This is a genomic window from Brevibacterium metallidurans, assembly GCF_037101285.1.
GTDB classification, from domain to species: Bacteria; Actinomycetota; Actinomycetes; order Actinomycetales; family Brevibacteriaceae; genus Brevibacterium; species Brevibacterium metallidurans.
Genome location: NZ_BAAAAF010000002.1, coordinates 263814 through 289237 on the forward strand (window position 1 = coordinate 263814; position 25424 = coordinate 289237).

27 protein-coding genes, 1 tRNA gene and 1 pseudogene are annotated in these 25424 nt (G+C 67.5%); 6 read left to right on the plus strand and 23 right to left on the minus strand.

What is annotated here, in order from left to right; translation table 11 throughout:
- The first annotated feature begins 27 nt into the window (after positions 1 to 27).
- Positions 28 to 561 (plus strand): TetR/AcrR family transcriptional regulator, encoded by a 534-nt coding sequence (locus AACX88_RS03880; RefSeq protein ID WP_339391785.1) that lies wholly within the window; start codon positions 28 to 30, stop codon positions 559 to 561.
- A gap of 24 nt (positions 562 to 585) precedes the next feature.
- Positions 586 to 720 (plus strand): annotated as a pseudogene (locus tag AACX88_RS03885) (ISL3 family transposase); the annotation flags it as partial.
- A gap of 200 nt (positions 721 to 920) precedes the next feature.
- On the opposite strand, the gene AACX88_RS03890 reads toward AACX88_RS03885, so the two are convergent.
- Positions 921 to 1265, minus strand: a complete 345-nt coding sequence (locus AACX88_RS03890) for a DoxX family protein (RefSeq protein WP_339391786.1) — start codon at positions 1263 to 1265, stop codon at positions 921 to 923.
- A gap of 265 nt (positions 1266 to 1530) precedes the next feature.
- On the opposite strand from AACX88_RS03890, the gene AACX88_RS03895 reads away from it, so the two are divergent.
- On the plus strand, positions 1531 to 2199 hold the full coding sequence (locus tag AACX88_RS03895; protein WP_339391787.1) for a DUF998 domain-containing protein: 669 nt from the start codon (positions 1531 to 1533) through the stop codon (positions 2197 to 2199).
- A gap of 82 nt (positions 2200 to 2281) precedes the next feature.
- Here AACX88_RS03895 and AACX88_RS03900 read toward each other — a convergent pair.
- A tRNA-Ala gene (locus tag AACX88_RS03900) sits at positions 2282 to 2354 on the minus strand.
- A gap of 205 nt (positions 2355 to 2559) precedes the next feature.
- Between AACX88_RS03900 and AACX88_RS03905 the strand changes: the two genes are divergently transcribed.
- The gene (locus AACX88_RS03905; protein ID WP_339391789.1) at positions 2560 to 3768 is read left to right on the plus strand and encodes an NAD(P)/FAD-dependent oxidoreductase; all 1209 of its coding nucleotides are present in this window, start codon (positions 2560 to 2562) and stop codon (positions 3766 to 3768) included.
- A gap of 18 nt (positions 3769 to 3786) precedes the next feature.
- Positions 3787 to 4509, plus strand: coding sequence for an alpha-ketoglutarate-dependent dioxygenase AlkB (locus tag AACX88_RS03910; RefSeq protein ID WP_339391790.1), 723 nt, complete (start codon positions 3787 to 3789; stop codon positions 4507 to 4509).
- A gap of 57 nt (positions 4510 to 4566) precedes the next feature.
- Here AACX88_RS03910 and efeB read toward each other — a convergent pair whose 3' ends face one another.
- The 9 genes from efeB to AACX88_RS03955 all read right to left on the minus strand — a co-directional run bounded on the left by efeB (position 4567) and on the right by AACX88_RS03955 (position 14048).
- A complete protein-coding gene (gene efeB / locus AACX88_RS03915) occupies positions 4567 to 5817 on the minus strand; it encodes an iron uptake transporter deferrochelatase/peroxidase subunit (RefSeq protein WP_339391791.1) in 1251 nt (416 codons plus the stop codon).
- Positions 5817 to 6968 carry an iron uptake system protein EfeO gene (gene efeO / locus AACX88_RS03920; RefSeq protein ID WP_339391792.1) on the minus strand — a complete coding sequence of 384 codons (1152 nt, stop codon included), beginning with the start codon at positions 6966 to 6968 and terminating at the stop codon, positions 5817 to 5819. Before efeO ends, efeB begins: the two co-directional genes overlap by 1 nt.
- A gap of 92 nt (positions 6969 to 7060) precedes the next feature.
- The gene (gene efeU / locus AACX88_RS03925; RefSeq protein WP_339391793.1) at positions 7061 to 7921 is read right to left on the minus strand and encodes an iron uptake transporter permease EfeU; all 861 of its coding nucleotides are present in this window, start codon (positions 7919 to 7921) and stop codon (positions 7061 to 7063) included.
- Positions 7922 to 8083: 162 nt separating this feature from the next.
- Positions 8084 to 8482 carry a cation:proton antiporter gene (locus AACX88_RS03930; protein ID WP_339391794.1) on the minus strand — a complete coding sequence of 133 codons (399 nt, stop codon included), beginning with the start codon at positions 8480 to 8482 and terminating at the stop codon, positions 8084 to 8086.
- Positions 8482 to 8742 carry an MrpF/PhaF family protein gene (locus AACX88_RS03935; protein WP_339391795.1) on the minus strand — a complete coding sequence of 87 codons (261 nt, stop codon included), beginning with the start codon at positions 8740 to 8742 and terminating at the stop codon, positions 8482 to 8484. The genes AACX88_RS03930 and AACX88_RS03935 overlap by 1 nt, the downstream gene beginning before the upstream one ends.
- Complete coding sequence (locus AACX88_RS03940; RefSeq protein ID WP_339391796.1) at positions 8739 to 9161, minus strand: Na+/H+ antiporter subunit E; 423 nt, start codon at positions 9159 to 9161, stop codon at positions 8739 to 8741. Before AACX88_RS03940 ends, AACX88_RS03935 begins: the two co-directional genes overlap by 4 nt.
- Positions 9158 to 10675 (minus strand): monovalent cation/H+ antiporter subunit D family protein, encoded by a 1518-nt coding sequence (locus AACX88_RS03945; RefSeq protein WP_339391797.1) that lies wholly within the window; start codon positions 10673 to 10675, stop codon positions 9158 to 9160. Before AACX88_RS03945 ends, AACX88_RS03940 begins: the two co-directional genes overlap by 4 nt.
- Entirely contained in the window at positions 10672 to 11004 is a 333-nt protein-coding gene (locus AACX88_RS03950; protein ID WP_339391798.1) for a sodium:proton antiporter, read from the minus strand. Before AACX88_RS03950 ends, AACX88_RS03945 begins: the two co-directional genes overlap by 4 nt.
- Positions 11001 to 14048 carry a DUF4040 family protein gene (locus AACX88_RS03955; RefSeq protein ID WP_339391799.1) on the minus strand — a complete coding sequence of 1016 codons (3048 nt, stop codon included), beginning with the start codon at positions 14046 to 14048 and terminating at the stop codon, positions 11001 to 11003. The genes AACX88_RS03950 and AACX88_RS03955 overlap by 4 nt, the downstream gene beginning before the upstream one ends.
- Before the next feature lie 108 nt (positions 14049 to 14156).
- Here AACX88_RS03955 and AACX88_RS03960 point away from each other — a divergent pair, with 108 nt between their 5' ends.
- The gene (locus tag AACX88_RS03960; RefSeq protein ID WP_339391800.1) at positions 14157 to 15287 is read left to right on the plus strand and encodes a glycosyltransferase family 4 protein; all 1131 of its coding nucleotides are present in this window, start codon (positions 14157 to 14159) and stop codon (positions 15285 to 15287) included.
- Between the two features lie 3 nt (positions 15288 to 15290).
- On the opposite strand, the gene AACX88_RS03965 is transcribed toward AACX88_RS03960, so the two are convergent.
- From AACX88_RS03965 to AACX88_RS04020, 12 genes are all read right to left on the minus strand, one after another.
- Positions 15291 to 15887 (minus strand): histidine phosphatase family protein, encoded by a 597-nt coding sequence (locus AACX88_RS03965; protein ID WP_339391801.1) that lies wholly within the window; start codon positions 15885 to 15887, stop codon positions 15291 to 15293.
- Positions 15887 to 16294, minus strand: a complete 408-nt coding sequence (rsfS, locus tag AACX88_RS03970; RefSeq protein ID WP_339391802.1) for a ribosome silencing factor — start codon at positions 16292 to 16294, stop codon at positions 15887 to 15889. The genes AACX88_RS03965 and rsfS overlap by 1 nt, the downstream gene beginning before the upstream one ends.
- A gap of 18 nt (positions 16295 to 16312) precedes the next feature.
- Complete coding sequence (locus AACX88_RS03975) at positions 16313 to 17758, minus strand: hypothetical protein (protein ID WP_339391803.1); 1446 nt, start codon at positions 17756 to 17758, stop codon at positions 16313 to 16315.
- The gene (gene nadD, locus AACX88_RS03980) at positions 17751 to 18356 is read right to left on the minus strand and encodes a nicotinate-nucleotide adenylyltransferase (RefSeq protein ID WP_339391804.1); all 606 of its coding nucleotides are present in this window, start codon (positions 18354 to 18356) and stop codon (positions 17751 to 17753) included. Before nadD ends, AACX88_RS03975 begins: the two co-directional genes overlap by 8 nt.
- Before the next feature lies 1 nt (position 18357).
- On the minus strand, positions 18358 to 18510 hold the full coding sequence (locus AACX88_RS03985) for a hypothetical protein (protein ID WP_339391805.1): 153 nt from the start codon (positions 18508 to 18510) through the stop codon (positions 18358 to 18360).
- Positions 18511 to 18603: 93 nt separating this feature from the next.
- Positions 18604 to 19893, minus strand: coding sequence for a glutamate-5-semialdehyde dehydrogenase (locus AACX88_RS03990; RefSeq protein ID WP_339391806.1), 1290 nt, complete (start codon positions 19891 to 19893; stop codon positions 18604 to 18606).
- 3 nt (positions 19894 to 19896) lie between these two features.
- Complete coding sequence (gene proB / locus AACX88_RS03995) at positions 19897 to 21024, minus strand: glutamate 5-kinase (RefSeq protein WP_339391807.1); 1128 nt, start codon at positions 21022 to 21024, stop codon at positions 19897 to 19899.
- A 23-nt stretch (positions 21025 to 21047) separates the two neighbouring features.
- Positions 21048 to 22622, minus strand: coding sequence for a GTPase ObgE (obgE, locus tag AACX88_RS04000; protein ID WP_339391808.1), 1575 nt, complete (start codon positions 22620 to 22622; stop codon positions 21048 to 21050).
- 85 nt (positions 22623 to 22707) lie between these two features.
- On the minus strand, positions 22708 to 22959 hold the full coding sequence (gene rpmA / locus AACX88_RS04005; protein ID WP_339391809.1) for a 50S ribosomal protein L27: 252 nt from the start codon (positions 22957 to 22959) through the stop codon (positions 22708 to 22710).
- A 15-nt stretch (positions 22960 to 22974) separates the two neighbouring features.
- Positions 22975 to 23283, minus strand: a complete 309-nt coding sequence (gene rplU, locus AACX88_RS04010; RefSeq protein WP_009375428.1) for a 50S ribosomal protein L21 — start codon at positions 23281 to 23283, stop codon at positions 22975 to 22977.
- Positions 23284 to 23475: 192 nt separating this feature from the next.
- Positions 23476 to 23793: a chorismate mutase gene (locus AACX88_RS04015; protein ID WP_339391810.1), complete on the minus strand. Its 318-nt coding sequence runs from the start codon at positions 23791 to 23793 to the stop codon at positions 23476 to 23478.
- Between the two features lie 89 nt (positions 23794 to 23882).
- Complete coding sequence (locus AACX88_RS04020; protein ID WP_339391811.1) at positions 23883 to 25415, minus strand: alanine/glycine:cation symporter family protein; 1533 nt, start codon at positions 25413 to 25415, stop codon at positions 23883 to 23885.
- Between the last annotated feature and the right edge of the window lie 9 nt (positions 25416 to 25424).

Genomic DNA, 25424 nt, shown 5'->3' on the forward strand with positions numbered 1-25424 from the left:
TTTAAACACAAGTGTTAAGATGCTTTCATGAACCACGGCACGCCCGACGCGACGAAGAGCCGTCTTCTCACAGCGGCCCGAACATGCCTGCTCGACAAGGGATATGCCGACACCACCGTGCGTGACCTCATCGGCGAGAGCGGCACGAATCTGGCCTCGATCAACTACCACTTCGGCTCGAAGGAAGCACTGCTCAACCAGGCGCTCTACGACCTCAACGGCGAGTGGGGTGAGCTGCTCTTCGGAGCGGTCGCGGCACCGGACCTATCAGCCGCCGAGCGGTGGCAACGTGTCATCGACTCGATCGACGACAATCGCGCGATGTGGTTCGTCAACTTCGAAGCGATCAGCATGGCTCAGCACAATGACACCATCCGCGCAGGCCTCGCAGAACGCGGCGAAGCTGCACGGAACGTGCTCGCACACGCATTCGGTGGTGACGACGAGGGGTCCGGTTCGCGCCACTACGCGATGCTCATCGGAGTTGCCGCTCAATGGCTGCTCGACCCGGAATCAGCTCCGAGCGCAACGGAGATCACCTCTGCGGCGCCCGAGGACTAAGCTCCCTTCGCGACCAGTCCTCCACCCGACGCAGTTCCAGTCATTGACCCGTTCCATGTGGTCCGTCTCGCCGACGACGCGCTCGACCACTGCCAGTAACGAGGTCGCGCTGGCGACCCGCTCGATAGGTCGTGGCGTATGCTGCACGCCGGCTCTACGGTCGGTCGGTGGAGTGAGGATTCCCGGGCGCTGATTCGACGGTAGGGGCCGAGGTCCCCGAGGAGCAGAAGCGTCAGCTCTCTGATCAACCACCGAGGTCCTCGACGTCCTTCACCCCACTCAGGGGTGCGCTGACCCGCCTGTTCGCAGCTTGTTTCGCAACCGCTCACGCTATGTCACCGACTGTCGACTCTGAGGACTCAGCGCCGCGAGTCTGCTTCCCGTGCGATCGCCCACGACATCTGGACGAGCGGAATCTGCAGCGGCAGCCTGGCCAGGGCGATAGCGCGACCTTTCGGTGACTTCCAGTGCTTGGCCACGGTGTAGATGTTCGCGGGATAGACGGCGACCATGAGCGCTGCGGTCGCCGCGCCGCCGAGGCGCCGGGTTGCGGGAACGGCGAGGAGTGCCGCGCACCCGAGTTCGGCGACACCGCTCGCGTAGGTCCACGCACGGCGATTGCCGAGGCTGGGCGGAACGATCGAATCGAAAGGCGTGGGCCGAAGGAAGTGCATGGCCCCGGCGAACCCGAGAAGACCGGCCATGAAGACAGTGCGAGCATGAGTCGAGGTGGCGCGCGATCGGCCTCCGAGTGTTTTGGTCATGCACATGATTGTGCCCGAGATCCGCCGATGAAGTGCATTCATTCCGGCGAGATGCCTTGCCGACATTGACATCGCACGCCGCGCCCTAGACGCGTCAGACTCGGCGCAGAGACTTCCGCCGTCCTACGATGAACTCACAGGAGACCAGTGCACGACGGCGAGCACGGGCAACGGTGCGCGTGGTCGAGGCGGAAGGCGGGACGACATGACTCAGCGTTGGCGTATCGGAGCTGTTCTCTGGGCGGCCAGTGCAATGCTGCTGCCGATCCAGGTTCTCGTCGCCCTGCAGTGGCCGCAGGGGTATTCGGTGACGGCGAATGCGATCAGCGACCTCGGGGTCACCGTCTGCGGGCCTTTCACCGAAGGCGGCCAGCAACGGGAGGTGTGCTCGCCCTGGTTCGCCGTGTTCAACATCGGCATGGTCCTCTCCGGAGCGCTCACCGCACTCGGCGCAGTGCTGCTCCACGGACGATGGAGCGGCCGATCGGGCAGAGTCGGGACGATCCTCATGGCTCTCGTCGGGATCTGCGTCGTCATCGTCGGATTCTCTCCGTGGAATCTTCAGCCGGCCCTCCATGACAGTGCTGCCTTGGTCCAGGCGCTGGCACAGTGGGTGGCGATGATCCTCCTCGCCGTCGCGGCCGGCCGCGGGCTCTTCCGGGGGCTGACCATCGCCGCCGTCATCGTCTCCGTGATTGGTTTCGCAGCGTTCCTCTTCGCGCTCGACGGTGCCGCGGTTCCCGGACTGAGCTTCGGAATGGCCGAGCGCCTCTCCTTCGACACGCTCACCGTGTGGACCGCGGCCGTGGGCATCGCCCTTCTCGTCGGCCGCGGCCACCTCGGCGATCCCAGAGAGATCGGCCGGCCCGATTGAATGGAGGGAAGCTTGCGGGCACAAGCCTCGGCGTTACGGAGAATGCGAAAGGCGCCGCGATCACGCGACGCCTCCGACAGGGTGGAGCTAAGGGGAATTGAACCCCTGACCTCTTCATTGCGAACGAAGCGCTCTACCAACTGAGCTATAGCCCCTGACTGGATCCAACTCTAGACCCGAGGACCCGGGTTGCACAAAATCACGACACGACCGCCTCGGCGAAAGTCCCGAAACGAAGCCGGGCGAGCACGACACAGGATGCCGGATGCCCACGACAACCCACCATGTCTCACGACTGTTTGACTCTCACCCCACGGCAGTACAGGCTGTGATTGACACCACTGATGAGAAGGAGCGGCAATGGCACAGGAATTCGGAATCGTCGTCATCGGAGCAGGCATCGGCGGAGGTCAGGTCGTCGAAGCACTGCGCAACGACGGATTCGCCGGGACGATCGCCCTCGTCGGCGCCGATCCCCTTCCCCCGTACTACCGTCCGGACCTGTCGAAGAAGGTCATGCTCGAAGACACCGACCCCGCCGATTCCGCCCTGCGCGGCCCAGAATGGTATCCCGCCCACGACGTCACGACCTACTTCGGCGACGTCGCCACGCAGCTCGACACCGATGCGCGCACCGTCACCCTCGCCTCCGGTGAGGAGCTCTCCTACGGCCAGGTGATCCTCTCCACCGGCTCGACGCCGCGCACCCTCCAGGTGCCCGGCGAGGACCTCGCCAACGTCCACACGCTGCGCAGCGCCGGCGATGCGGTGGCCATCCGCTCCCAGTTCGGCGAGGGCCGCAAGGTCGTCATCGACGGCGGCGGCTGGATCGGACTCGAAGTCGCCGCTGCCGCCCGCTCCCACGGCTCCGACGTCACCGTCGTCGTCCGCGACGCCCCACCCCTGAAGAAGGTCCTCGGCGAGGAGATGGGCCAGTACTTCGAAGACCTCCACACCGCTCATGGGGTGACCTTCCTCGACAACGCCGAGATCACAGGATTCACCGGCGAGGAAGCGGTGACCGCGGTGCAGACGACCCAGGGCGAGATCCCCGCCGACCTCGTCGTCATCGGCATCGGCGCAGAACCGACGATCGAACTCGCCGAGGCGACCGACATCGAGATCGACAACGGCATCCCCGTCGACGAACGCATGCGCACGAGCACCGGCAACGTGCTCGCGATCGGCGACATCGCCAACGCCTTCAACACCCGCCTGGACTCGCGCATCCGCGTCGAGCACTGGGACAACGCGGTCCGTCAGGCCGACGTCGCCGCCTCCACGCTCACCGGCGGCGACAAGGTCTACGACTGGGAGCCGTACTTCTACACCGACCAGTACGACCTCGGCATGGAGTACGTCGGCCACGGCTCCGGTGACGACGACGTCGTCATCCGCGGCGACAAGGACTCCGGTGAGTTCATCGTCTTCTGGCTCAAGGACGGCACCCTCACCGCGGCGATGAACGTCAACATCTGGGACGTCAGCGACGAGCTGCGCGCCCTCATCGGCCGGGACATCGCCCCCGAGCGCCTCGCCGACGAATCGGTGCCGCTGACCGAACTGTGACGCCCAGCGCTCACTGACATGGACGCCCTCTTCGCCGACGACGCCTTCGATCGCGCCCCACGGGTCATCGCCCCGGGCGCGGTCTGGCTGCCCGGTTTCCTCGACGAGGCAGGGCAGTCGTGGATCATCCGCCAGTACGCCCAGTGGCGATCGGGCCCGGTTCCCGCGCATGCGACGACGATCCGCGGGCATCCCATGAGCGTGACGACGATCGGGCTCGGCTGGCACTGGCGCCCTGGCCGCTATGACCGCGAGGCCAGGGACGTCAACAACGAACGGGTCCTCCCGTTCCCCGACTGGATGACTCGGCTGGGTCGCCAGGTCATCGATGCCGCCGCCGAGGCGGTCGCCGCCGACCCCGATTCCCCCGCTTCCGCGCCCGCCGCCTGGGGACTCGATCCGGGTGCGTACGAGCCCGACGTCGCGCTCGTCAACTACTACGACGAGTCAGCGAAGATGGGCATGCACCAGGACAAGGACGAACACGATCCGGCTCCGGTCGTCTCACTCTCCCTCGGCGACACGTGCACGTTCCGCTTCGGCAACACGGAGACGAAGAACCGCCCGTACGAGGACATCCGCCTCGCCTCGGGCGACGCCTTCGTCTTCGGCGGTCCCGCCCGCTTCGCGTTCCACGGAGTGACGAGGATCCACCCGGACACGGCACCGTCCTACGCCAGGCTGGACGACCTCGGCGGGGGCAGGATCAACATCACGATGCGCGCCACGGGACGGGACTGAACCCAGCGCCTGCGCGATCCCAGCGCACGCGAACCGATGCCCCCCCGCGCACCCGGCTCACCCGAACAGGGTCTGCCCGATCCAGCCGCCCTCGGACACCCCCGGCGGGATCGCGAAGAGACCCGAACCGGTGTGGAGGAGGTATTCGCTCAGCGCATCCTGCGAGGCCAGGCGATTCTGCATGGGCACGTAGTCCGTGGCCGGGTCGGCGACGAAGGCGATGAAGAACAGGCCCGCATCGAGGTTGCCCTGCGCGTCCGCGCCGTCGGCGTAGTTGTACCCGCGACGCAGGATCTGCGTCCCGCCGTTCTGCTTGGGATGGGCCAGGTGGACATGTGAGGTCACGGGGATGATCGGCTGATTGCCGGCACCGGCCATCGCGAAATCCGGTTCCGTGAACTCCTCACCCCCGGACAGAGGCGCCCCGGTCATCTTCGTGCGCCCGAAGATCCGCTCCTGCCCATCGAGGCTCTCCCGATCCCACGTCTCGATGTGCATCCGAATCCGCCGGGCCACGAGGTAGCTGCCGCCGTCGAGCCACGACCCGTCGCGCACCCACACATGCTCATTCAGCGCTGTGTCCTCATCCGAGCGGATGTTGGCTGTCCCGTCCTTGAACCCGAAGAGGTTCCGTGGGGTCTCCTGCTCCGGCGAGGTCGACGCCGTGCGCCCGAAGCCCAGCTGCATCCACCGCGTCGAGACGATCCCGAAGCCCATCCGGATGAGATTGCGCACCGCATGGACGGCGACCTGCGGATCATCCGCGCATGCCTGGATGCACAGGTCTCCCCCGACCCTCGCCTCGTCGAGGTTGTCGCCGGGAAAGTGCGGCAGGTCGATGAGCCCGGCCGGCAACCGGTCGCCGAGGCCGAAACGGTCCTTGCCGTCTGCTCCGACGAAGAGGCTGCGCCCGAACCCGATGGTCACCGTGAGGTGCCCCGCGCTCAGTCCCTGCGCCTCCCCCGTGTCCTCGGGCGGAGCGTAGCGCGAGCCGCCGGCCACGCCGTCGGGGACGACGGGCAGCCCCTGACTGAGGTTCGCCGCCGCAGACGTCCACGTCTTGAGCAGGTCGATGAGCTCGGTGCGATCCTCGGTGAGGACGTTGACCGCGGCGAAGCACATCCGATCCTGCGCCTCGGTGACGATCCCGGCCTGATGCTTCCCGTAGAAGTCGACGACGTCGCTCTCGGCTCCGACCGCCTCGGTGATCGGATCATGGGCGAAGAAGCCCGCGGCGGCACCCGCCGCGAGCGTACCCGCACCCACCCCGAACATCGCCCGTCGGGAGACTCCAGGCCGGTCGTTCATCAGCCCACCACTTTGTCGGTGAGCTGTGACAGCGGCTCCGAGAGCGCATTGACGGAGTCGGAGAGCTTCTTCACCTCGTCCTTGCTCAGCTCGGTGTAGAGGACGAACCCGTCGCCCTTGCGATGCGAGTCGAGCAGCGTCTGCAGGTCGGCGAACCGGGTCTTGAGCGTCTCATCGAGGTCCTTGTCCCGGGTGGCCAGGAGCGGCTGGAGGTCCTCATAGGCGACCCGTGCGCCGTCGACGTTGGCCTGGAAGTCCCAGAGGTCGGTGTGCGACCACGTCTCCTCCTCGCCGGTGACCTTGCCCGTGGCGACCTCGTCGAGGAGTTCCTTCGCACCGTTGGAGAGCTGATCGGGGGTGAACGTCATCGACCGGGTGCGGTCGTAGAGGACCTTCGTGTCGGCGACGAGGAGGTCGGCGTACTTGACCCGATCCGCCTGGCTCATCGCGGTGTAGCCGTCCTTCGGCGGCCACAGGTCCTTCTCGATCCGGTGCCAGCCCGTCCACTCCTGGCCCTCTTCGAGGTCGGCCTCTCGGAGGTCGAGCTTCGGGTCGAGATCCCCGAAGGACTCCGCGACCGGTTCGATGCGCTCCCAGTTCGTCCGCGTCTTCGGGTAGAGCTCGCGGGCCTTGTCGTCGTCGCCGTCCTTGTACGCCTTCGCGAACTCCTCGGTGCCGGTGAGGAGCTGCTCCGTCTGATCCTTGACGTAGGCCGCGTACTGCGTCGTCGCCTGCTCCGCCAGCTGCGAATCCTCGGCGCTGACCTGCTCGCCGCCCTTGCCCTTGGTCACCGTGAAGTCCCCGCGCAGACCCTCACCGACCATGCCCGGCTTGCACGCGGTGAAGTACTTGCCCTCGGGCGCGGTGACCGTCAGCGACCGTTCGAGACCCGGGGCGATGTTCTCGACCTCGCCGATGATGCGCAGACCGTCCTCGCCGAGGAGGTAGAACTCCGTGACCTTCGAGCCTTCGTTCGTGACGTCGAACTTCAGGGTGCCGGCCGGTGCTTCGGTGGCCGCGACATCGCACTTGTCGTCGGTGCTCGTCACCGCGATCGCACCGTTCGACTGGTCGTTGGGTTCGCAGCCGCTGAGCACGATCGAGGCGCCGAGGGCGATGACGACGGCGGTGCCGGGGTTGAGTGCTTTCATTTCCGTCCTTGGGTGTGGTCTCCGCAGGGGTCCGCGGAGGCGGGGTATGGGTGGTGATGTGGTCCGCGCAGTCGGCGGTGGTGCAGGGTATCTCAGGCCGCGGCGACTCCGCCGGGAGCCTTCGCCGGTGCCGGTTTCGGCGAGGAGCGCAGGCTGCGGACGAAGAAGGCGCCGACGACGATGACGTAGAGCCACCACACGGTGAACTCGACCCACGTCGTGGCCGGGGAGAAGTTGAAGATGCCCTTGAGGAGGACGCCGTACCAGCTCGTCGGCGGAATCGTCTCGGAGACGTCGAAGGCGAGCGAGTTCAGCCCCGGGATGACCCCGGCTTCCTGCAGGTCGTGGAAGCCGTAGGCGAGGACGCCGGCGGCGATGATGATGAGGAACGCCCCCGACCAGCGGAAGAACGCCGAGAGGTTGAGGCGCAGCAGGCCCTTGGCGATGAGCCAGGCCAGGAGGATCGCGATGACGATGCCGGCGACCGCTGCCAGAGTGAGCCCGAGGGCCGAGGTGCCCGCCGAGGTGTTCGCGCGGGTCGCCGCCCACAGGAAGAGCGCGGTCTCGAGGCCCTCACGGCCCACGGAGAAGGCGCCGAGGATGACGAGGCCGATGAGCGGACCGTCGAGGGCCTTGTCCGCCGCCGCCCGCAGCTCACCGCCGAGACTCTTCGCCGTCCGCGCCATCCAGAAGATCATCCACGTGACGAAGCCGACGGCGATGATCGACAGGGTGCCGCCGATGAACTCCTGGGCTTCGAACGTCAGGGTCGAGGGACCGAAGGTGAGGAGGGCGCCGAAGGCCAGGGAGACGAGGATCGCCGCGGCGATCCCCCACCACATCGCGCGGATCTCGCGGGTCCGGCCGATCTTGCCGAGGTAGCCGATGAGGATGCTCACGATGAGAGCGGCCTCGAGGCCCTCGCGCAGGCCGATGAGAAACGTCTGGAACATTGCTGGCTTTCTGCTGAGATTTCGCGCCGTGTCTGCGGCTCGCTCATCCTAGCATAGGACAGCCTTACTTAAACCTCGGTTCGACCGTGGAAAAGGACGCCGACCACGGCCCCTCGAGTGTGCTCACGCCCGGTCGCCGGAGGGGCTCAGCCCTCCGGGGCCTCACTCGCCCGATTTCGGCGCGGCAGTGGGATCCGGGTCCTCGATCCCCTCGGGCGGCTGCGCGAGTCGGTTCGGTGAGGTCTTGCGGTAGATCGGCTGCCCGGAGAGCACGCTGGCGCGCGAGAGCGTGTTCGACGCGACCGAGGAGACGATGACGAGGCAGAGGATCGTGACGATGAGGATGATCAGCGAGGTCACGCTGAAGCCTTCGACGTAGACGTCGCTGACATAGGCGGCCAGAGCGATGAGCGGCATGCCCAGGCCGGTGGCCGGCGAGAAGACGTTGATCCGGGAGAGGGCGTCGCGGACCCGGAACATCGCCAGCGCCGAGGCGAGGACGATGAGGGAGCCGGAGATCCCGAAGACGCCGACGAGGATCGTGGCGGTGAGTTCGTTCATCAGCGGTGCCCCCTGGTGAGGATGCGGGACAGGGCGATGGTCGCGAGGATGCCGACCATCGAGGCGAGGAAGATGATGTCGAGGATGATCGAGGACGAGACGTGGATCCCGATCATCGTGAGCATCCCGATCGCCGAGAAGTACACGAGGTCGCTGACCACGGCGCGGGAGCCGAGGTCCTTCGCGGTGACGACCCGGATGAGTCCGACGACGATGGCTGCGGCGAGGATGATCTCGCAGATGATCGCGATGACGGTCATGGCGTTGTCCTCTCCTCATCGGGATCGACGAAGGCGGCTTCGACGTCGGCGACGGCCGAGGCCGCACTCTGCGGGGCCCGTCCCCGCGTCATGGCCAGCAGCCTCGACTCCATGTCGTAGAGGCCCTCGAGCGCGGCTTCCTCGGAGTCCTCGAAGAGCGCGTGGACGAAGAGCACGGGCGGGGTGTTCGCCGTGCCTGCGGCGATCGCGGTGACCAGCGTGCCCGGGGTGATCGTGATCGACGACGAGAACAGGGTGACCTCGAGGTCGGTGCGGCACCGCAGCGGCACCTCGACGATCATCGGCTCCGCGTACGGCCTGCGCACCCGGAAGAGATGCCCGATGACCTTGCCGGTGCCGACGATGATCGCCCAGAGGATGTAGAAGACGTAGGACACGCCGTTGACGAAGCGCCTCATGGTGACGTCACCGCCTCGATGTAGTTCGTGTGGTCGAGCAGTCCCTCGGCGACGCGCGCAGTGATATCGAGCAGCGGTTCGGGCCAGACGAATATCGCCACCGACAGCGCGATCATGATCGTGCCGGGCACGAGCAGGCGGGCGGGGATGCGCAGCGAATCGGGGATCTCCTCCGTCGGGGCGCGTCCCGTCTCCGCGGAGTCGGGCCGGTAGCTCTGCATGGGCGGACCCCAGAACGTGTTGCGCCACGTCCGCTGGAGGGCGAGCATCGAGATGAGCGCCCCGAGGACGATCGCCGTGACGATCCACCATCCGGCCGCACTCCGAACGGCTGTCGACGCGGTGATCAGGCCGATCTTCCCCCACATGCCCGAGGTCGGCGGCAGACCGATGAGGGAGAAGAGCCCGAGGACCATGAGCACGCTCGCCCACTTCTCCCGACCGGCCAGGCCGGAGAGCTTCTTGAACGAGCCGGTGCCGTAGGTCTGTTCGACCGCCCCCATGACGAGGAGGAGGCCGGCCATCGTGATCATGCTGTGGACCATGTAGAACGAGCCCGCGGCCAGGGAGGCGGCCGTGATGAGGGCGACGCCGACGAGCGTGTGGCCCACACTGGCCGTCATCTGGAAGGCGAGCACATTGCGCACGCGGTTCTGGCCGAAGCCCGAGAGCGACCCGATGATGATGCTCGCGATGACGATGACGACGATGACGTTCGCCCACGCCGGAGGTTCCCCGTAGACGGTCGTGCACACCCGGTAGATCGCGTAGAGTGCGACCTTCGAATGGAGACCGGAGAAGAGCGCCATCATCCCCGCCGAGGTGTTCGGGTAGCTGCGGGCCAGCCAGCCGTGGAACGGCGCGCCGCCGGCCTTGACGAGGAGAGCGAAGAGGACGACGCCGAGCGCCAGCTGCCCCTGCCCGGTGGGCGTGCCGAGGCCGGCGAGGACGGCGAGGTTGACCGTGCCGGTGGCGCCGTAGACGAAGCCGACGCCGATGAGCAGGATCGTCGAGGTGAGCAGGTTGACCATGACGAACATGCGGCCCACGCCGAGGCGGCGCCACGTTCCCGTGACCGCGATGAGCGCGTAGGCGGGCAGGACCATGACCTCGACGAAGACGAAGAAGTTGAACAGGTCGCCGGTGAGCAGGGCCCCGTAGACGCCGGTGAGCATCATCATGATCAGGGCCGGGACGAACCGGTACTGGTCCTCCCCGGTCGCGATGAGGAAGAGGCAGCTGACCAGCGCCGTCAGCGAGGTGAGCACGAGCATGAGGGCCGTGAACGAGTCGGAGACGAACGGGATCGCCAGACCCGGGATGTAGCCGCCGACGTCGTGGGCGATGACCGGGATCCGCTGGTGGAGGACGAGGAGCCCGATGCCGGCGAGCCCGACGAACGAGGGCACCGCGAGCATGAGGACCCGGTCGAGGGTGCGGGAGGTGATGAGCACGCTCAGCGCCGAGGCGAGCAGCGGGATGCCGACGAGGAGGAGCAGGAGGGCGGGGTTCACGATTCGCGCACCTCCCCCGTCTCGGGCGCGCGCTTCTGGTCGTCGTCGTGGCCGAGCACGGCGAGGGCGAGCATGAAGATCGTCACCGCCAGGGTGATGACGATGGCGGTGAGCACGAATGCCTGCGGCAGCGGGTCGGCGGCGAGGCTCTGGTCCCCGCGTCCGGCCAGCGGTTCGACGCGCCAGGCGCCGACGCCGGCGGAGAGCAGGATGAAGTTCGCGGCGTGCGAGAGCAGGGTGAGCCCGAAGACGCCGCGCACCATGGAGCGCTGCATCATGAGGTAGACGCCGCCGGCGGTGAGGACGCCGATCGTTATGGCCAGGATCATCGGTCCCCCTCGGCTGTGGTCGGGGCTTCGCCGCGGTCGAGCGGGGCGTTGCCGTGGAGTATGTGGGTCGTCGAGGCTCTCACCTTCCGGTCGGAGCCGCGTCCGACGATGCGGTCGCCGCGACGTGGGCGCTCACCCCTGATCGACTCCATCGGACCCTTGAGCTCCCCGTAGAGGAGTTCGTCGGCGCGCTCGCGGGTGCGTTCGACGTCGCGGCGGATGATGCCGTCGGTGAGCACATCGTCACCGGCCGGGGTGGCAGCGGAATCGGAGACGCCGAGGAGGTTGAAGGAGAGCAGGATGAGTCCGAGGACGGCGAGGTAGACGCCGACGTCGAAGAGCAGGGAGGACGTGTACTTCTGCCCGAAGATGTAGACCTGCATCGGTTCGAGGAACGATCCGGCGAGCACGAGCCCGAGGAGGCCGGTGAGGATCGCGATCGAGATGCCGATGCCGATGAGGTAGAGCGGGGCCCGCGGGGGTCCGATCGCTCGGTCCTTGGCCGTGGACATGTAGAGCAGGCCGATGACGGCCGAACCGATGAGGGCGGCGATGAACCCGCCGCCGGGTTCGTTGTGTCCGCGCCAGAAGATCAGCGCCGAGGTGATGACGAGGAGGGGGCCGAGGACCTTGATCGTCAGCTGCAGCGGGATGACGTTGGGCCACGCCTCGTGGACGCCGCGGTAGGCGCTCGTGCCCTTCGGTCGCACGGTCACCCACGCCCGCCTCGGCGGTTCGGGGATGTTCTCCGCCGGCGGGTCGATGTAGCGGTCCTTGACCGTCGACATCACCGCGACGATCGCGATCCCGGCCATGCCGAGGACGGTGAGCTCGCCGAGCGTGTCCAGGGCACGGAACTCGACGAGGATGGTGTTGACGATGTTGTGCCCGCCGCTGATCTCCGGGGCGTTCTCGATGTAGTACATGCCCACCGAGGAGCGTTCGCGACGGCCGTTGAGCGCAAGCGTGAGCAGGGTGACCGCGGCGCCGACGAGGATCGCGAAGACCGCGCGCGTCGACTGCAGGCGCTTCGAGTACCGCCAGAAGGAGCGGGGCAGCTTCTGCAGGACGAGCATGATGACGATGATCGTCATCGCCTCGACGAGCAGCTGGGTGAGTGTGACGTCGGGGGCCCCGAGGACGAGGATCTGCACGGTCGCGAGGATGCCGACGGCCGAGAGGGCGACGACGGTGGTCAGCCGCGAGTGCGAGGTGCACACGACGAGGACGGCGATCGTGATGAGGACGAGGAGGACGATGTCGGGTGCCCGCCACAGGTTGTCCTGCAGCGGCGGCAGGCTCGGGTAGATCGCCGGGACGGAGACGAAGGCGATGAGGGCGAGACCGCCGAGGCTCATCGCGAGATACGGTCCGGAGTTCATCGGGCGGGCGAAGATGCTCAGGCCGCGGCCGAGGCGGATGAGGCCGAGCACGATGCCGTTGATGACGTCCGCGCCGTCGAAGCCCAGCCGTGCCCGGTGGAAGAACGCGAAGACCTTCGAGCGGTTGATGATGAGGATGATGCCGATGACGATGATGAGCGCCGAGGCGTAGAGCTCAGGGGTGAACCCGTGCCAGAACTTCACGTGCACCTCTTCGGGGGTGCCCGGGATGGCGGCGGCGACGACCTCGGTGAGCGGGGTGTCGAAGACGAAGAGGACGAAGCTCAGCGGCAGCGAAGCGACGATGGGCAGGCCCGCGGCGGCGAGCATGACCGGCGAGGAGTGACCGAGTTCGGACTTCGTCACCGGTTTGCCGTCGATGAAGGCACCCCACACGGTCTTCGCGCAGTAGGCGAAGGTGAGCACGGAGGCCGCCACGGCGCTGGCGAAGAGGATCCACCCGGAGGCGGGGACCTCGAAGAGCGCGGTGAACAGCGATTCCTTCGACACGAAGCCGAGCAGCGGCGGGATGCCCGCCATCGAGGCGCAGCCGAGCACCATGACGGTGAAGGCGACCGGGGCGGGTCCGATGAGACGGGGGATGCGGGTGAGTTCGCGGGTGCCGGCGAGGTGGTCGACGACGCCGACCATCATGAACAGACCGGACTTGAAGAGTGCGTGGGCGATGACGTGGAGGGCGGCTGCGGCGATCGCGGCTTCGGTGCCGACGCCGATGACGGCGGTGATGAGGCCGAGCTGGGAGACCGTCGAGTACGCCATGAGCTTCTTGACGTCGTGCTGGTTGAGGGCGAACCACCCGCCGATGAACGCCGTGATGAGGCCGGCACTGATGAGGATGACGTTCCAGGCCGGCGTCGCATGGAAGGCGGGCGAGAAGCGCATCATGAGGAAGATGCCGGCCTTGACCACGGCAGCGGCATGGAGGTACGCGGAGACCGGGGTGGCCGCGGCCATCGCATCGGGCAGCCATGAGTGGAACGGGAACTGCGCGGACTTCGTCATCGCCGCGATCGCCACCAGGACGGCCACGAGCGTCGTCACGGCCGGCTGATTCGCCCAGACATCGGAGACGAGGGCCTCATGGAGGTTCGTCGTCCCGGTCACCGCGATCGTCACCCCCACCGCGACGAGCAGGGTGAGGCCGCCGATGAAGGTGATGAACAGGGTCCGCAGGGACGGCGCCTGACCGGGTGAGCCGGAGCGGGCGATGAGGAAGAACGAGGCGAGGGAGGTCAGCTCCCAGCAGATGAAGAGGACGATGAGGTCGTTGCTGAGCACGAGCGCGACCATCGAGAACGTGAAGACGACCATGAGCCAGTAGAAGCTCAGGGTGCCGGGGCCCTGCGGCAGGTAGGCCGTCGAGTAGACGAAGACGATCGCACCGATGATCAGGGCGATGTAGGTGAAGATCACGCCGATGCCGTCGGCGCGCAGGGCCATGTCCACACCGAGACTCGGCGCCCACGGCAGCGTCACCTCGGGGGTGGTCCCGGTCATCACCTCGGCGGCGGTGGGCGTGAAGAGCGCGGCCACACCGAAGTATGCCGCAGCCAGCGGCCATCCGGTGGCCCGACCCATGAGGCGGGTGAGGAACGGGGTGAGGACGACGAGGGCGGCGAGTGCGATAATCGTTAGGATCATGACCGGAGCCTCAGGGCTTCGGACGCAGGTGCTGGTTCCTTCACTCACTGGCCCTTCGTCGCGGCGAACGCTCACTTTCGAATGTTCAGACTATCGACTCGGAGTTCCATGAGCAAAAACTCAGACGCCCCCCAGACCCCTGGACCCATTCGGGTCTTCTTCGATGCCCGGTTCACCAGGACCACCCATCATGACGGCATCTCCCGCTACGGTTCGTGCCTGCTCACCGCACTGCTCGAGGCCACCGCGGGCACGGACATCGAGGTCACGGCGATCATCAGCGACGAAGCCCAGCTGGGGCTGCTGCCCGAGTGCACCTGGGTGAAGCTCAACTCCCCCACCTCCCCCGCCGAGGTGGGGATCGCGAAGTCGCTCAACGACTTAGGGGCCGACGTGGTGTTCTCGACGATGCAGGTCATGGGCTCGATGGGCCGCCGCTACGGGCTCATCCTCACCGTCCACGACCTCATCTACTACTCCCATCCCCTGCCGCCGGCCGACCTGCCCGCCCCCGTGCGTCTGCTGTGGCGCCTCTACCACCTCAGCTACGCCCCGCAGCGTCTCCTGCTCGACCGGGCCGATGCCGTGGCAGCGGTGAGTGAGACGACGAAGGCACTCCTGGCCGACGAGAGGCTGACGAAGCGGCCGGTGCGCGTGGTGTCGAACGCCGCCGAGGTGACGGCGGCCGAGAAGCGCACCGTCAATCGTGCGCATGCGAAGTCCCTGGTCTACATGGGTTCGTTCATGCCGTACAAGAACGTCGAGACGCTCATCCGGGCGCTGCAGCACCTGCCGGGCTGGACCCTGCACATCGCGAGCCGGATCGAGGGTCGTCGCGAGGCACAGCTGCGAGCACTCATCCCCGACCGAGCCCGGGTCGTCTTCCACCGCGGGGTCAGCGACGAGACCTACGCCGAGCTGCTCGAGTCCGCGACCGCGCTCGTCACCGCCTCCCGAGCAGAGGGGTTCGGGTTGCCGGTCATCGAGGCGATGGCCAAGGGCGTGCCGGTCGCGGTCTCCGACATCCCGATCTTCCACGAGATCGCCGGACGGGCCGGCGTGTACTTCGACCAGGACGATCCCGCGTCGATCGCCGCTGCGGTGACGACGCTGACGGATCCGCAGGAGTGGGCGGAGAAGGCCGCCGCCGGGCAGGAGCAGTCGCAGCGGTTCGCGTGGAGCGATTCAGCCGAGGCCCTCGTCGACCTCATCCGTGAGGTGCATGCGGGACGGGCGTGAGCCTCAGAGCGGGGGCGTCCCCCAGTGGCGGAGCACCCAACGGTCTCCGGTGAAGCCGAACTCCCCGTGCCCGCAGTTGCCGAGCACGGCCAGCCGACCGGTGCCGGTCATCTCGAGCAGCTCTTCGGCCGCACCGCGCAGCACCGCGCCGTGGGCGACGATGACGATGACGTCGGCGTCGGAGCCGGTGACGATGTCGGTGATGGCGGCGGCGACCCGGCGGGCGGATTCGGTGCGGGTCTCTCCCCCGGGCGGTCGAGTGTCGGCGCCCGAGAGCCACATGTGGAGCTCATCGGGCCACGACTGGGTGATCTCATCGCGAGTCAGCCTCTCCCAGTCCCCAAATGAGGTCTCCCGCAGGCGGGCATCGCGTCCCACGCTCAGTCCCACTCGGGAGGCGAGGGCATCAGCGGTCGCTGCCGCCCGGACGAGGTCGGAGGAGACGATGAGGTCCGGTCCGAGTTCGGCCAGGTCGGCCGCGGCGCGAGCGGCCTGATCTTCCCCGACCGCGTTGAGCGGGATGTCGGACTGGCCCTGGAAACGCCCGGCGAGGTTGTAGTCGGTCTGACCGTGACGCCAGAACACGACGGTCCGCGTCATCAGGCGTCGGTCTCGCCGTCACCGGCCGAGTCGGCCTCGGCGGGAGCCGCCTCGGCGTCGAGGGCGACGTCGATGACGGGAACGTCCTTCCACAGGCGCTCGAGCGCATAGTACTCACGCTGTTCCGAGGAGAAGACGTGGACGACGATGTCGCCGTAGTCGAGCAGCACCCAGTCGCCGGAACCGCGACCCTCACGGCGCAGCGGCTTGCGGCCGCATTCCTTGAGCAGTGCCTCTTCGACGGCGTCGACGATCGCGGAGACCTGTCGTTCGTTCTCCGCGGAGACAATGAGGAAGGCATCGGTGATGTAGAGGGTCGAGCTGACATCGAGGGCGACGATGTCGGTGCCGAGCTTGTCGTCGGCGGCCTTCGCGGCCGTCCGGAGGAGTTCAGTCGTGGTGTCCACGCGGTCCTTTCAGGGAGGTCACAGCAGCATGACGAGTGCGATGACGATGAGGGCGATGGCGAAGAGTGCGGCGATGCCCAGCACGACAAAGGATACTTTGGACGGCTCTTCGCCGACAAGGATCTGCCCGTCGTAGCCGGTCACCGCACTGGCCTTGATCCGCGTGCCGGGAGGGTTCTCGGTCTCTTCGTCTTCGTAATCGGGGTTCGGCAGCGCCCAGGCTTCGGGCACGGCGTCCATGGGCCGGGTCTCGGGATTCGCGGCCAGCGCACGGGCGGCTTCATCGGCCGTCTGCGCGGAGTCGGCGGCGTCGCTCGCCCGATCGTCGTCGGTGCGCTCCTCCCGGCGGGCTGTCGGGGGCACGGGAGTCGTCTCGGTCGCAACGACCTCGGTGACCTCCGTGCTCTTGGGGGTCTCGGTGACCTGCGCCGAGGCGGCCGTGACGACGCGGACGCCCGAGGTCGTCGGCGGCTGGACGATCGGCATCCGGCGTGAGCGCGTCGACGGCTCTGCCTGCCTGCCGGTGTCCGCGGCCTTCTCCTCCGTCGCCGGGGCGGCCGGCAGGGTCAGCGCATCATCGGAGCTCGGCTTCTCGGTCGCCTCGGCGGGCTTGGCGACGGTGTAACCGGCCGGTGCGGTCTCGGCAGGACGCGAGAGAGCGTCGTCACCGGAGGCCGGACGCGGTGCGGAATCCGCGGTGACCGGGGATTCGAAGTCCCGGGCGGCCACCTCGTCGGAGGTGCCGCCGAAGCCCGCGGTGTCGAAGGATTCGTGTTCGCGCGGCGCTGCCACCGTCTCAGCGTCGGCGCTCTCGGCGTCGGCGGCCGCGGTCTCCTCGGGAGTCGCGATGACGGGGATCGCCCCCGTCGAGAGATCGCCGTCGAGGGAGAGCCCGTGCTCCTTCAGGTAGCGTTTGCGGGCGGCCCGCGACTCGAAGTGCGGCAGCGGTGCCCGCCTCGGGTCCAGACGGTCCTCGGCATTGACCGGGGGCCTCTCCTGCGGAAGGTGATCGGAGGCCAGGGCTCCGCGTTCGTGCGAGATGCGCTCCGCCGGGGCCGGATCGATCCGCGAGGCCGGAGCAGCATCGCCCTTGTCGGCAGCGCCGTCGTTCTTCACAGCCGCCGACTCGTTGTGCTCGGCGTTCTCAGGCGTCGGTGCCGGCGCGGCCGGGGCCTGCGGCGCGGGAGCGCTCGGGGCGGAAGCGCCCTGAGACGGACCGCTCGGTGCGGGTGCGGGTGCGCTCGGAGCGGCGGGGAGGTCGCCTGGGGCGCTCGTCGCCGACGGTGCGGCCGCCTCGGCGGGAGCCTTGGGCTTCTCGGTGGGACGCTGCGGCGGGGTCAGCAGGTCGGCGCGGTTGGTCTCGGTCGGCTGTGCAGGGGTGGACCTGGCCTCGAACTCCTGTTCGGCCGCCAATCGTTCGGCTTCGCGCCTGGCACGCCGTGACGTGAACTGCTCTTCAGCCATTATCACTCCTGTACAGATCGTGTTTCGCGATGTACTGCACCACGCCGTCGGGCACGAGGTACCAGACCGGGGCTCCGTCCATCACCCGTTGTCTGCAATCCGTTGACGAGATCGCCAGCGCCGGGATCTGCGCCAGTGACAGACGGTCGACGGGCAGACCCTCACTGCGCAGTTCGTGGCCGGGCCTGCTGACTCCGACGAAGTGCGCCAAGGAGAACAGCTCATCGACATTCTTCCACGTCAGAATCTGAGCCAAAGCGTCCGCGCCGGTGATGAAGAACATCTCCGTGTCCTCATCGAGCGTCGCGGTGAGGTCGCGCAAGGTGTCGATCGTGTACGTCGGCCCGGGCCGGTCGATGTCGACGCGGGAGACCTTGAACCGCGGGTTCGACGCCGTGGCGATGACGGTCATGAGGTACCGGTGCTCGGCATCGGTGACCGCTTGGTCGTCCTTCTGGTAGGGCCGTCCGGTGGGGACGAAGATCACCTCGTCGAGGTCGAAGGTCGATTGGACCTCGCTCGCCGCGACCAGGTGTCCGTGGTGGATGGGGTCGAAGGTGCCGCCCATGACACCGACCCGACGGGTGCGCTCTGCCATATCAGTGGCGGTACGAGATGCCCTTCCACGACCGAGCCACAATGGCCATGGTGATGAAGATCGAGAGCGTGATGAGGCCGTAGAAGATCGGCTCCATCGGCAGCTCGGGGTGGCCTGCTGCTTCTTCGGCGGCTGCCAGCAGAGTTGCGTTCACGGTGGTGCTCCTTGTGTCGTGGACCGGTGGTGGCCGGTGCGGTTTCTCTTCAGTTTCTCATGTCCAGTCGCCGGCGCATGCAGCGACATGGGGTCAGTCGCGGATCTGTCCGTTGCCCTGCATGATCCACTTCGTCGTCGTCAGCTGTTCGACGCCCATCGGGCCGCGGGCGTGGAGCTTCTGCGTCGAGATGCCCACCTCCGCGCCGAAGCCGAACTCGCCGCCGTCGGTGAAGCGGGTGGAGACGTTGACGCCGACGGCGGCGGCGTCGATGGCTGTGACGAAGGTCTCCGCATTGTCGATGTCCTTCGTCACGATCACCTCGGTGTGTCCGGAGGTGTAGGCGCGGATGTGCTCGATCGCCTCGTCGATGCCGGAGACGAGCTTGACGGCGAGTTCAAGGTCGAGGTACTCCTTGGCCCAGTCGCGACGGGAGACCCGACGGATCCGCATCGACTCCGGCGCCAGGGCCGCGACGTCGGCATCGGCATGGACGACGACGCCGGCCGCCTCGAGGCGTTCGAGGATCTTCGGCAGCACCCGCTTCGCGGCCTTCTCGTGGACGAGGAGGGTCTCGAGCGAGTTGCACACGCTCGGGCGCTGCGTCTTCGAGTTGAGGACGAGGTCGACGGCGTTCTTCACCGTCGCCGAGGAGTCGATGAACATGTGGACGTTGCCGATGCCGGTCTCGATGACCGGGACGATCGAGTCCTGGACGACGGCGTTGATGAGGTCGGCACCCCCGCGCGGGATGAGGAGGTCGACGTAGTCGCGGGAGTTCATGAGCACGCTCGCGCCCTCGCGCCCGTACTGGTCGATGGTGTTGATCGTGTCCGCGGGCAGCCTGACCGATTCGACGGCCCGGCGCAGGACCGCGACGAGTTCGGCGTTCGAGTGCTCAGCCGCCGAACCGCCGCGAAGGATCGTCGCATTGCCTGCCTTGAGGGCGAGGATCGCGATGTCGACGGTGACATTGGGGCGGGCTTCGTAGATGGCACCGATGACGCCCATGGGCACCCGGGACTGGGTGAGGCGGATGCCGTTGGGCAGGGTGCGCCCGAGCACGGTGGTGCCGACGGGGTCGGGGATGTCGATGACCTGCTCGACGGAGTCGGCGATCGCTGCGATCCGGGCCTCGTCGAGGCGCAGCCGGTCGAGGAGGGACTCGCTCATCCCGTTCTCGACGCCCGCGGCGAGGTCGGCTTCGTTGGCCTTGACGATGCGGGCCGAGGACTCCCGCAGGCCGTCGGCGATCGCCTGCAGTGCGGCATCCTTCTCCGCTGTCGACGTCGTCGCCAGTCTGGCCGCGGCCGCTTTCGCGTTCCGCGCGATCCTCGTCACCCCGCGCACGGTCTTGGGGTGGATGTCGGCTGCTGCGGTCATGGACTAACTCCTCTCGCTCACATGCGTGAGAACGAGATCATTGCGATGGATGACTTCTTTACGGTAGTCACTTCCCAGCCGGGTGCCAAGTTCCTCGGTGGTCAGGCCGAACATCATCGGCAGCTCGGCCGAGGAGAAGTTCGTCATCCCCCGGGCCACCGTCTCACCGCGCAGATTGCGGATCTCGACGGGATCTCCGGCTTCGAACTCTCCGTCGACGCCGACGACTCCGGCGGCGAGGAGACTCGTCCCCCGGGAGCGCACGGCCGCCTCGGCGCCGTCGTCGATCGTCACCGAACCGAAGGTCTTCGCGAGGTGCCGCAGCCACAGGAGCCGGGTGCCGCGACGACGGTGGGTGACGGAGAAGGAGGTGCCGACGCAGTCCCCGGCGAGCACCTCGGCGACCCTGTCGGCGGAGGTGAGCACCGCGGGGATGCCCGAATCGGTGACCATGAGGGCCGCGTCGACCTTCGTGGCCATGCCGCCGGTGCCGGTCCCAGCCGCCCCGACTCCCCCGATCGCCACCCCGCCGAGGTCGTCGGGCCCGGCCACGTGATCGATCCGGGAGGAGGTCTCCAGGTTCGGAGGTCCCGTGTAGAGGGCGTCGACGTCGGAGAGGAGGACGAGGGCGTCGGCGTGGGAGAGGTGGGCGACGAGGGCGGCGAGCCGGTCGTTGTCGCCGAAGCGGATCTCCTCCGTGGCCACGGCGTCGTTCTCGTTGACGATCGGCAGGGTGCCGAGGGTCAGGAGCCTGTCGATGGCCCGCTGTGCATTCTTGTACCGGGTGCGGCGGATGAGGTCGTCGGCGGAGAGCAGCACCTGCGAGGGCACGAGGTCATAGCGGCCGAGCGCCCGCGTGTAGGCGGCCATGAGGAGGCTCTGCCCGACGCCCGCTGCGGCCTGCTGGGTCGCGAGGTCCCGGGGCCGGCGGCGCAGGCCCACGGGTTCGAGGCCTGCGGCGATCGCACCGGAGGAGACGAGGACGACCTCGCGTCCGCCGGCGCGGTGGGCGGCGATCGCGTCGGTGAGCGCGATGAGGCGGGACTCGTCGAGTCCGCCGTCGAGCGTCGTCAGCGACGAGGAGCCGACCTTGATGACGATGCGCTTGGCTCCGGCGATGTCGGCACGCACCGCCGACGCCTCATCTTCAGGCCTCACTGCTCGTCGGCGGACTCGACGTCGGCGGACTCGACCTCGGCGGGCGCTGTGCCCGCACGTTCCCGGGCGGCGCGTTCGGCCAGGCGCTCCTTCTCGAACTCCGCGCGCGTGGCAGCCTTGGCGTCCTGGCGCTCATGGTAGGCGGCCTTGCGCTCCTTGCGGCTCGCGCGGGCCTCCTCTTCGAGGCGGAGGTCGGTGCCGCGGGAGCCGAGCAGCTCGGCACCGCCGACGCTCGTGGGATCCCAGTCGAAGACGACACCGGCGCCTTCGCCGATGACGACCGTGTCGCCCGGCTTCGCACCGGTCTTGAACAGCGCCTCCTCGACGCCGAGGCGTTCGAGCCGATCGGCGAGGTAGCCGACTGCTTCGTCGTTGGCGAAGTCGGTCTGGCGCACCCAGCGTTCGGGTTTGTCGCCGAGCACGCGGAAGACGGGGCCATCGGCATCGTGTTCGGCGCGGATCGTGAAGCCCTTGTCGTCGACGGCCTTGGGGCGGATGACCACGCGCTGGGGCACGGCCTCGAGTTCGGCGCGGCGTTCGCGTTCGGCGGCGACGAGTCCGGCCATCGCGAAGGAGAGCTCCCGCAGGCCGGCATGGCTGACCGCGGAGATCTCGAACACCTGGTAGCCGGCGGCTTCGAGGTCGGGACGGACGATGTCGGCGAGTTCACGACCGTCGGGGATGTCGACCTTGTTCAGCGCCACGAGCTTCGGGCGCTGGGACAGCGGCACATCGTTCGCGCCCTCGCCGAGGTCGACGGAGTAGGCGGCGAGTTCGGCTTCGATGACCTCGAGGTCGGAGACCGGGTCGCGGCCGGGTTCCCACGTGGCCATGTCGATGACGTGGACGAGGGCCGCGCAGCGTTCGACGTGGCGGAGGAACTCGAGGCCGAGTCCCTTGCCCTCCGAGGCACCGGGGATGAGGCCGGGGACGTCGGCGATCGTGTATCGCACGTCGCCGGCTTCGACGACGCCGAGGTTGGGCACGAGCGTCGTGAACGGGTAGTCGGCGATCTTCGGCTTCGCCGCCGAGAGGGCCGCGATGAGGCTCGACTTGCCGGCCGACGGGTAGCCGACGAGGGCGACGTCGGCGATGGTCTTGAGTTCGAGGACGAGCGTGGCCTCCTCACCGGGTTCGCCGAGGAGGGCGAAGCCGGGGGCCTTGCGCTTCGTCGAGGCCAGCGCCGCATTGCCCAGTCCCCCGCGACCGCCGGCCGCGGCGACGAACTCGGTGCCGGGGCCGACGAGGTCGGCGAGGATCTCCCCTGACGGCGACTTCACGACCGTGCCGTCGGGCACGGGGACGATGAGGTCTCTGCCGTCGGCGCCGTGGCGCAGGTCGCCCTTGCCGATGCCGCCGCCGTCGGCCTTGAGGTGGGGACGGTGGTGGAGAGGCAGCAGGGTCGTCGTCTGCGGGTCGACGACGAAGGTGATGTCGCCGCCGCGGCCGCCGTTGGCGCCGTCGGGTCCGCCGAGGGGCTTGAACTTCTCCCGTCGGATGGAGCTGCAGCCGTTTCCGCCGTCACCGGCAGCCAGGTGGACCGTGACGCGATCAATGAACTCGGTGGCCATAATGTCCTTATATCAGATGAAGGGTGAGTCGTGAGACTCACCCTTCATGCACCCCCGAGAGCGGGGGAAGATCAGTATCGGTCGGTCAGACGCCGACGATGTTGACGATCTTGCGACCGTTGCGCTTGCCGAACTCGACGGCGCCTGCCGTGAGTGCGAAGAGCGTGTCATCGTTGCCGCGGCCGACGTTCGCACCGGGGTGGAACTTGGTTCCGCGCTGGCGGACGATGATCTCGCCGGCCTTGACGACCTGGCCGCCGAAGCGCTTGACGCCGAGGTACTGCGGGTTCGAGTCGCGACCGTTGCGGGTCGAGCTGACTCCCTTTTTGCTTGACATGTCAGGTGTCTCCTCTTACTTGATGTTCGTGATCTTCAGACGGGTGAGGTCCTGGCGGTGGCCCTGACGCTTCTTGTAACCGGTCTTGTTCTTGTACTTCTGGATCACGATCTTGGGACCGCGCAGTTCATCGACGACCTCGGCGCTCACCGAGATCTTCGAGAGGGCATCGGCATCGGTCGTGACCGCATCGCCGTCGACGAAGAGGACGGCATCGAGTTCGACGCTGTCTCCGGCCTTCGCCTTCATTCGGTTGACTGTGATGATGTCGCCGACGCTGACCTTTTCCTGGTGGCCACCGGCACGGACAATGGCGTAGACCATGGTCGAACCCTTTCTGCTGTTTCACAAACGAACGGCGGTTGATCCCTTGGCTCGGACGGGAGCGAGGCTTCCGCGGGAGACCCATTGAGAGGAATCACCAGCCGTGGTGCGTCAGATCGCACCGACGTATGAGTCTAGTCGATGAGGGCCCGGCACGGCAAACCGCCGATCCCACGACGCTCGGCTCTCGACTCAGGCTTCGCGGGACTCCGCGATCCGTTCGTGATGGTGGATCACCTCGGCGACGATGAAGGCGAGGAACTTCTCCGCGAATTCGGGATCGAGGTGGGATTCCTCGGCCAGCCGCCGCAGCCGCGCGACCTGCCTGGCCTCCCGGGACTCGTCGGCCGGGGGCAGGCCGTGGTCGGCCTTGAGCTCCCCCACGGTCTCGGTGAGCTTGAACCGCTCGGCCAGCAAATGGATGAGGGCGGCGTCGATGTTGTCGATGCTGCCGCGCAGCTGGACGAGGCGCTCCTGTGCGCGGGCCGGGGAATCATGGTCGTCGTTCACCGGACCAGTCTAACCGGGCGGTGACGCACTGCGCCCCGGAACCCGTGGCGGGTCCCGGGGCGCAGTGGGAGCTGAATCAGGCTGCTGACTCAGGCGGGCTGTTCGACAGGGACGGCGTCCTTGGTGTCCGGGTCGGTGAGCGTACCGGCCTTGCGGTCGGCGAGGTACTTCTTCATCTCCTTCTTGACCACCGGCATGAGCAGGTAGAGGCCGAGGATGTTGATGAAGGCGCACATGAACAGGGCCGCGTCGGCGAACTCGACGACCTTGCTGAAGCTGGCCACACAGCCTATGACGACGAACACGCAGACGATGACACGGAAGACCATGATCGTCGCCTTGCTCCGACCGAAGAGGAAGCTCCACGCGCGCTCACCGTAGTAGGCCCAGGTGATGAGCGTCGAGAACGCGAAGAGGGCGACGGCGATGGCCAGCAGCACCGGGTACCACGAGGCGACGGTCGAGAACGCATCCGAGGCGAGGGTGACGCCGCCGATCTCGCCGGTGCCGATGGATTCGGTGTACGAGGGCTGGTTGGCGACGATGATCGTCAGCGCGGTCATGGTGCAGATGACGACGGTGTCGATGAAGGGCTCGAGGAGGGCGACGAAGCCCTCGGAGATCGGGCGGCGGGTCTTGACCGCGGAGTGCGCGATCGCAGCCGAGCCGATGCCGGCCTCGTTCGAGAAGGCCGAGCGCTGGAAGCCGATGATCATGACACCGACGATGCCGCCGGCAATGCCCTGCGGGTTGAACGCGCCTTGGAAGATCTCCCCGATCGCCATAGGGATCGAGGTGAAGTTGATGGCGAGGACGAGCAGGCAGGACAGGACGTAGAAGATGCCCATCGCGGGGACGAGCTTGTCGGTGACCTTCGCGATCGAGCGGATGCCGCCGAGGATGACGAGGCCGACGAGGAGGGCGAAGAGGATGCCGAAGATCAGGCCGGCGAACGGGCCGCCGAGGAAGCCGTCCTCACCGCCGGTCGCGGTGCGCACCTGCGCGAAGGTCTGGTTGGCCTGGAACATGCCGCCGCCGACGACGCCGAAGATGAGGATCGCGACGGCGAAAACGCCGGTCAGCGTCATCGCGACGGGACGGGAGAAGCGGCGGAACGCGACCGGCAGGTACTTGAAGGGCCCGCCGTGGACGACGCCGTTCTCGTCGATCTCGCGGTACTTCACGCCGAGGGTGCACTCGACGAACTTCGTGCACATACCGAGCAGACCGGCGATGATCATCCAGAACGTCGCACCGGGACCGCCGAGGGCCACAGCCACGCCGACACCGGCGATGTTGCCGAGTCCGACGGTTCCCGACAGTGCCGAGGCCAGCGCCTGGAAGTGGGTGACCTCACCGGGGTCGGTGGGCGAGGAGTACTTCCCGCGGACGACGTCGAGGGAGACCTTGAAGCCGCGGAACTGGATGAAGCCGAAGTAGATCGTGAAGATGAGCGCGCCGATGATCAGCCACGCGACGACGAACGGGAAGGAGATCTCGCCGATGGTCACGGGAACGAAGATGACGCTGGAGAACCAGGTGGCGATCGGATCGAACCACGCGTTGATGGCGTCGTCGACAGGTGATGTGGGAGCCTCTGAGGCAAGTAGGAGTGTGTCCATGAGGCCCAA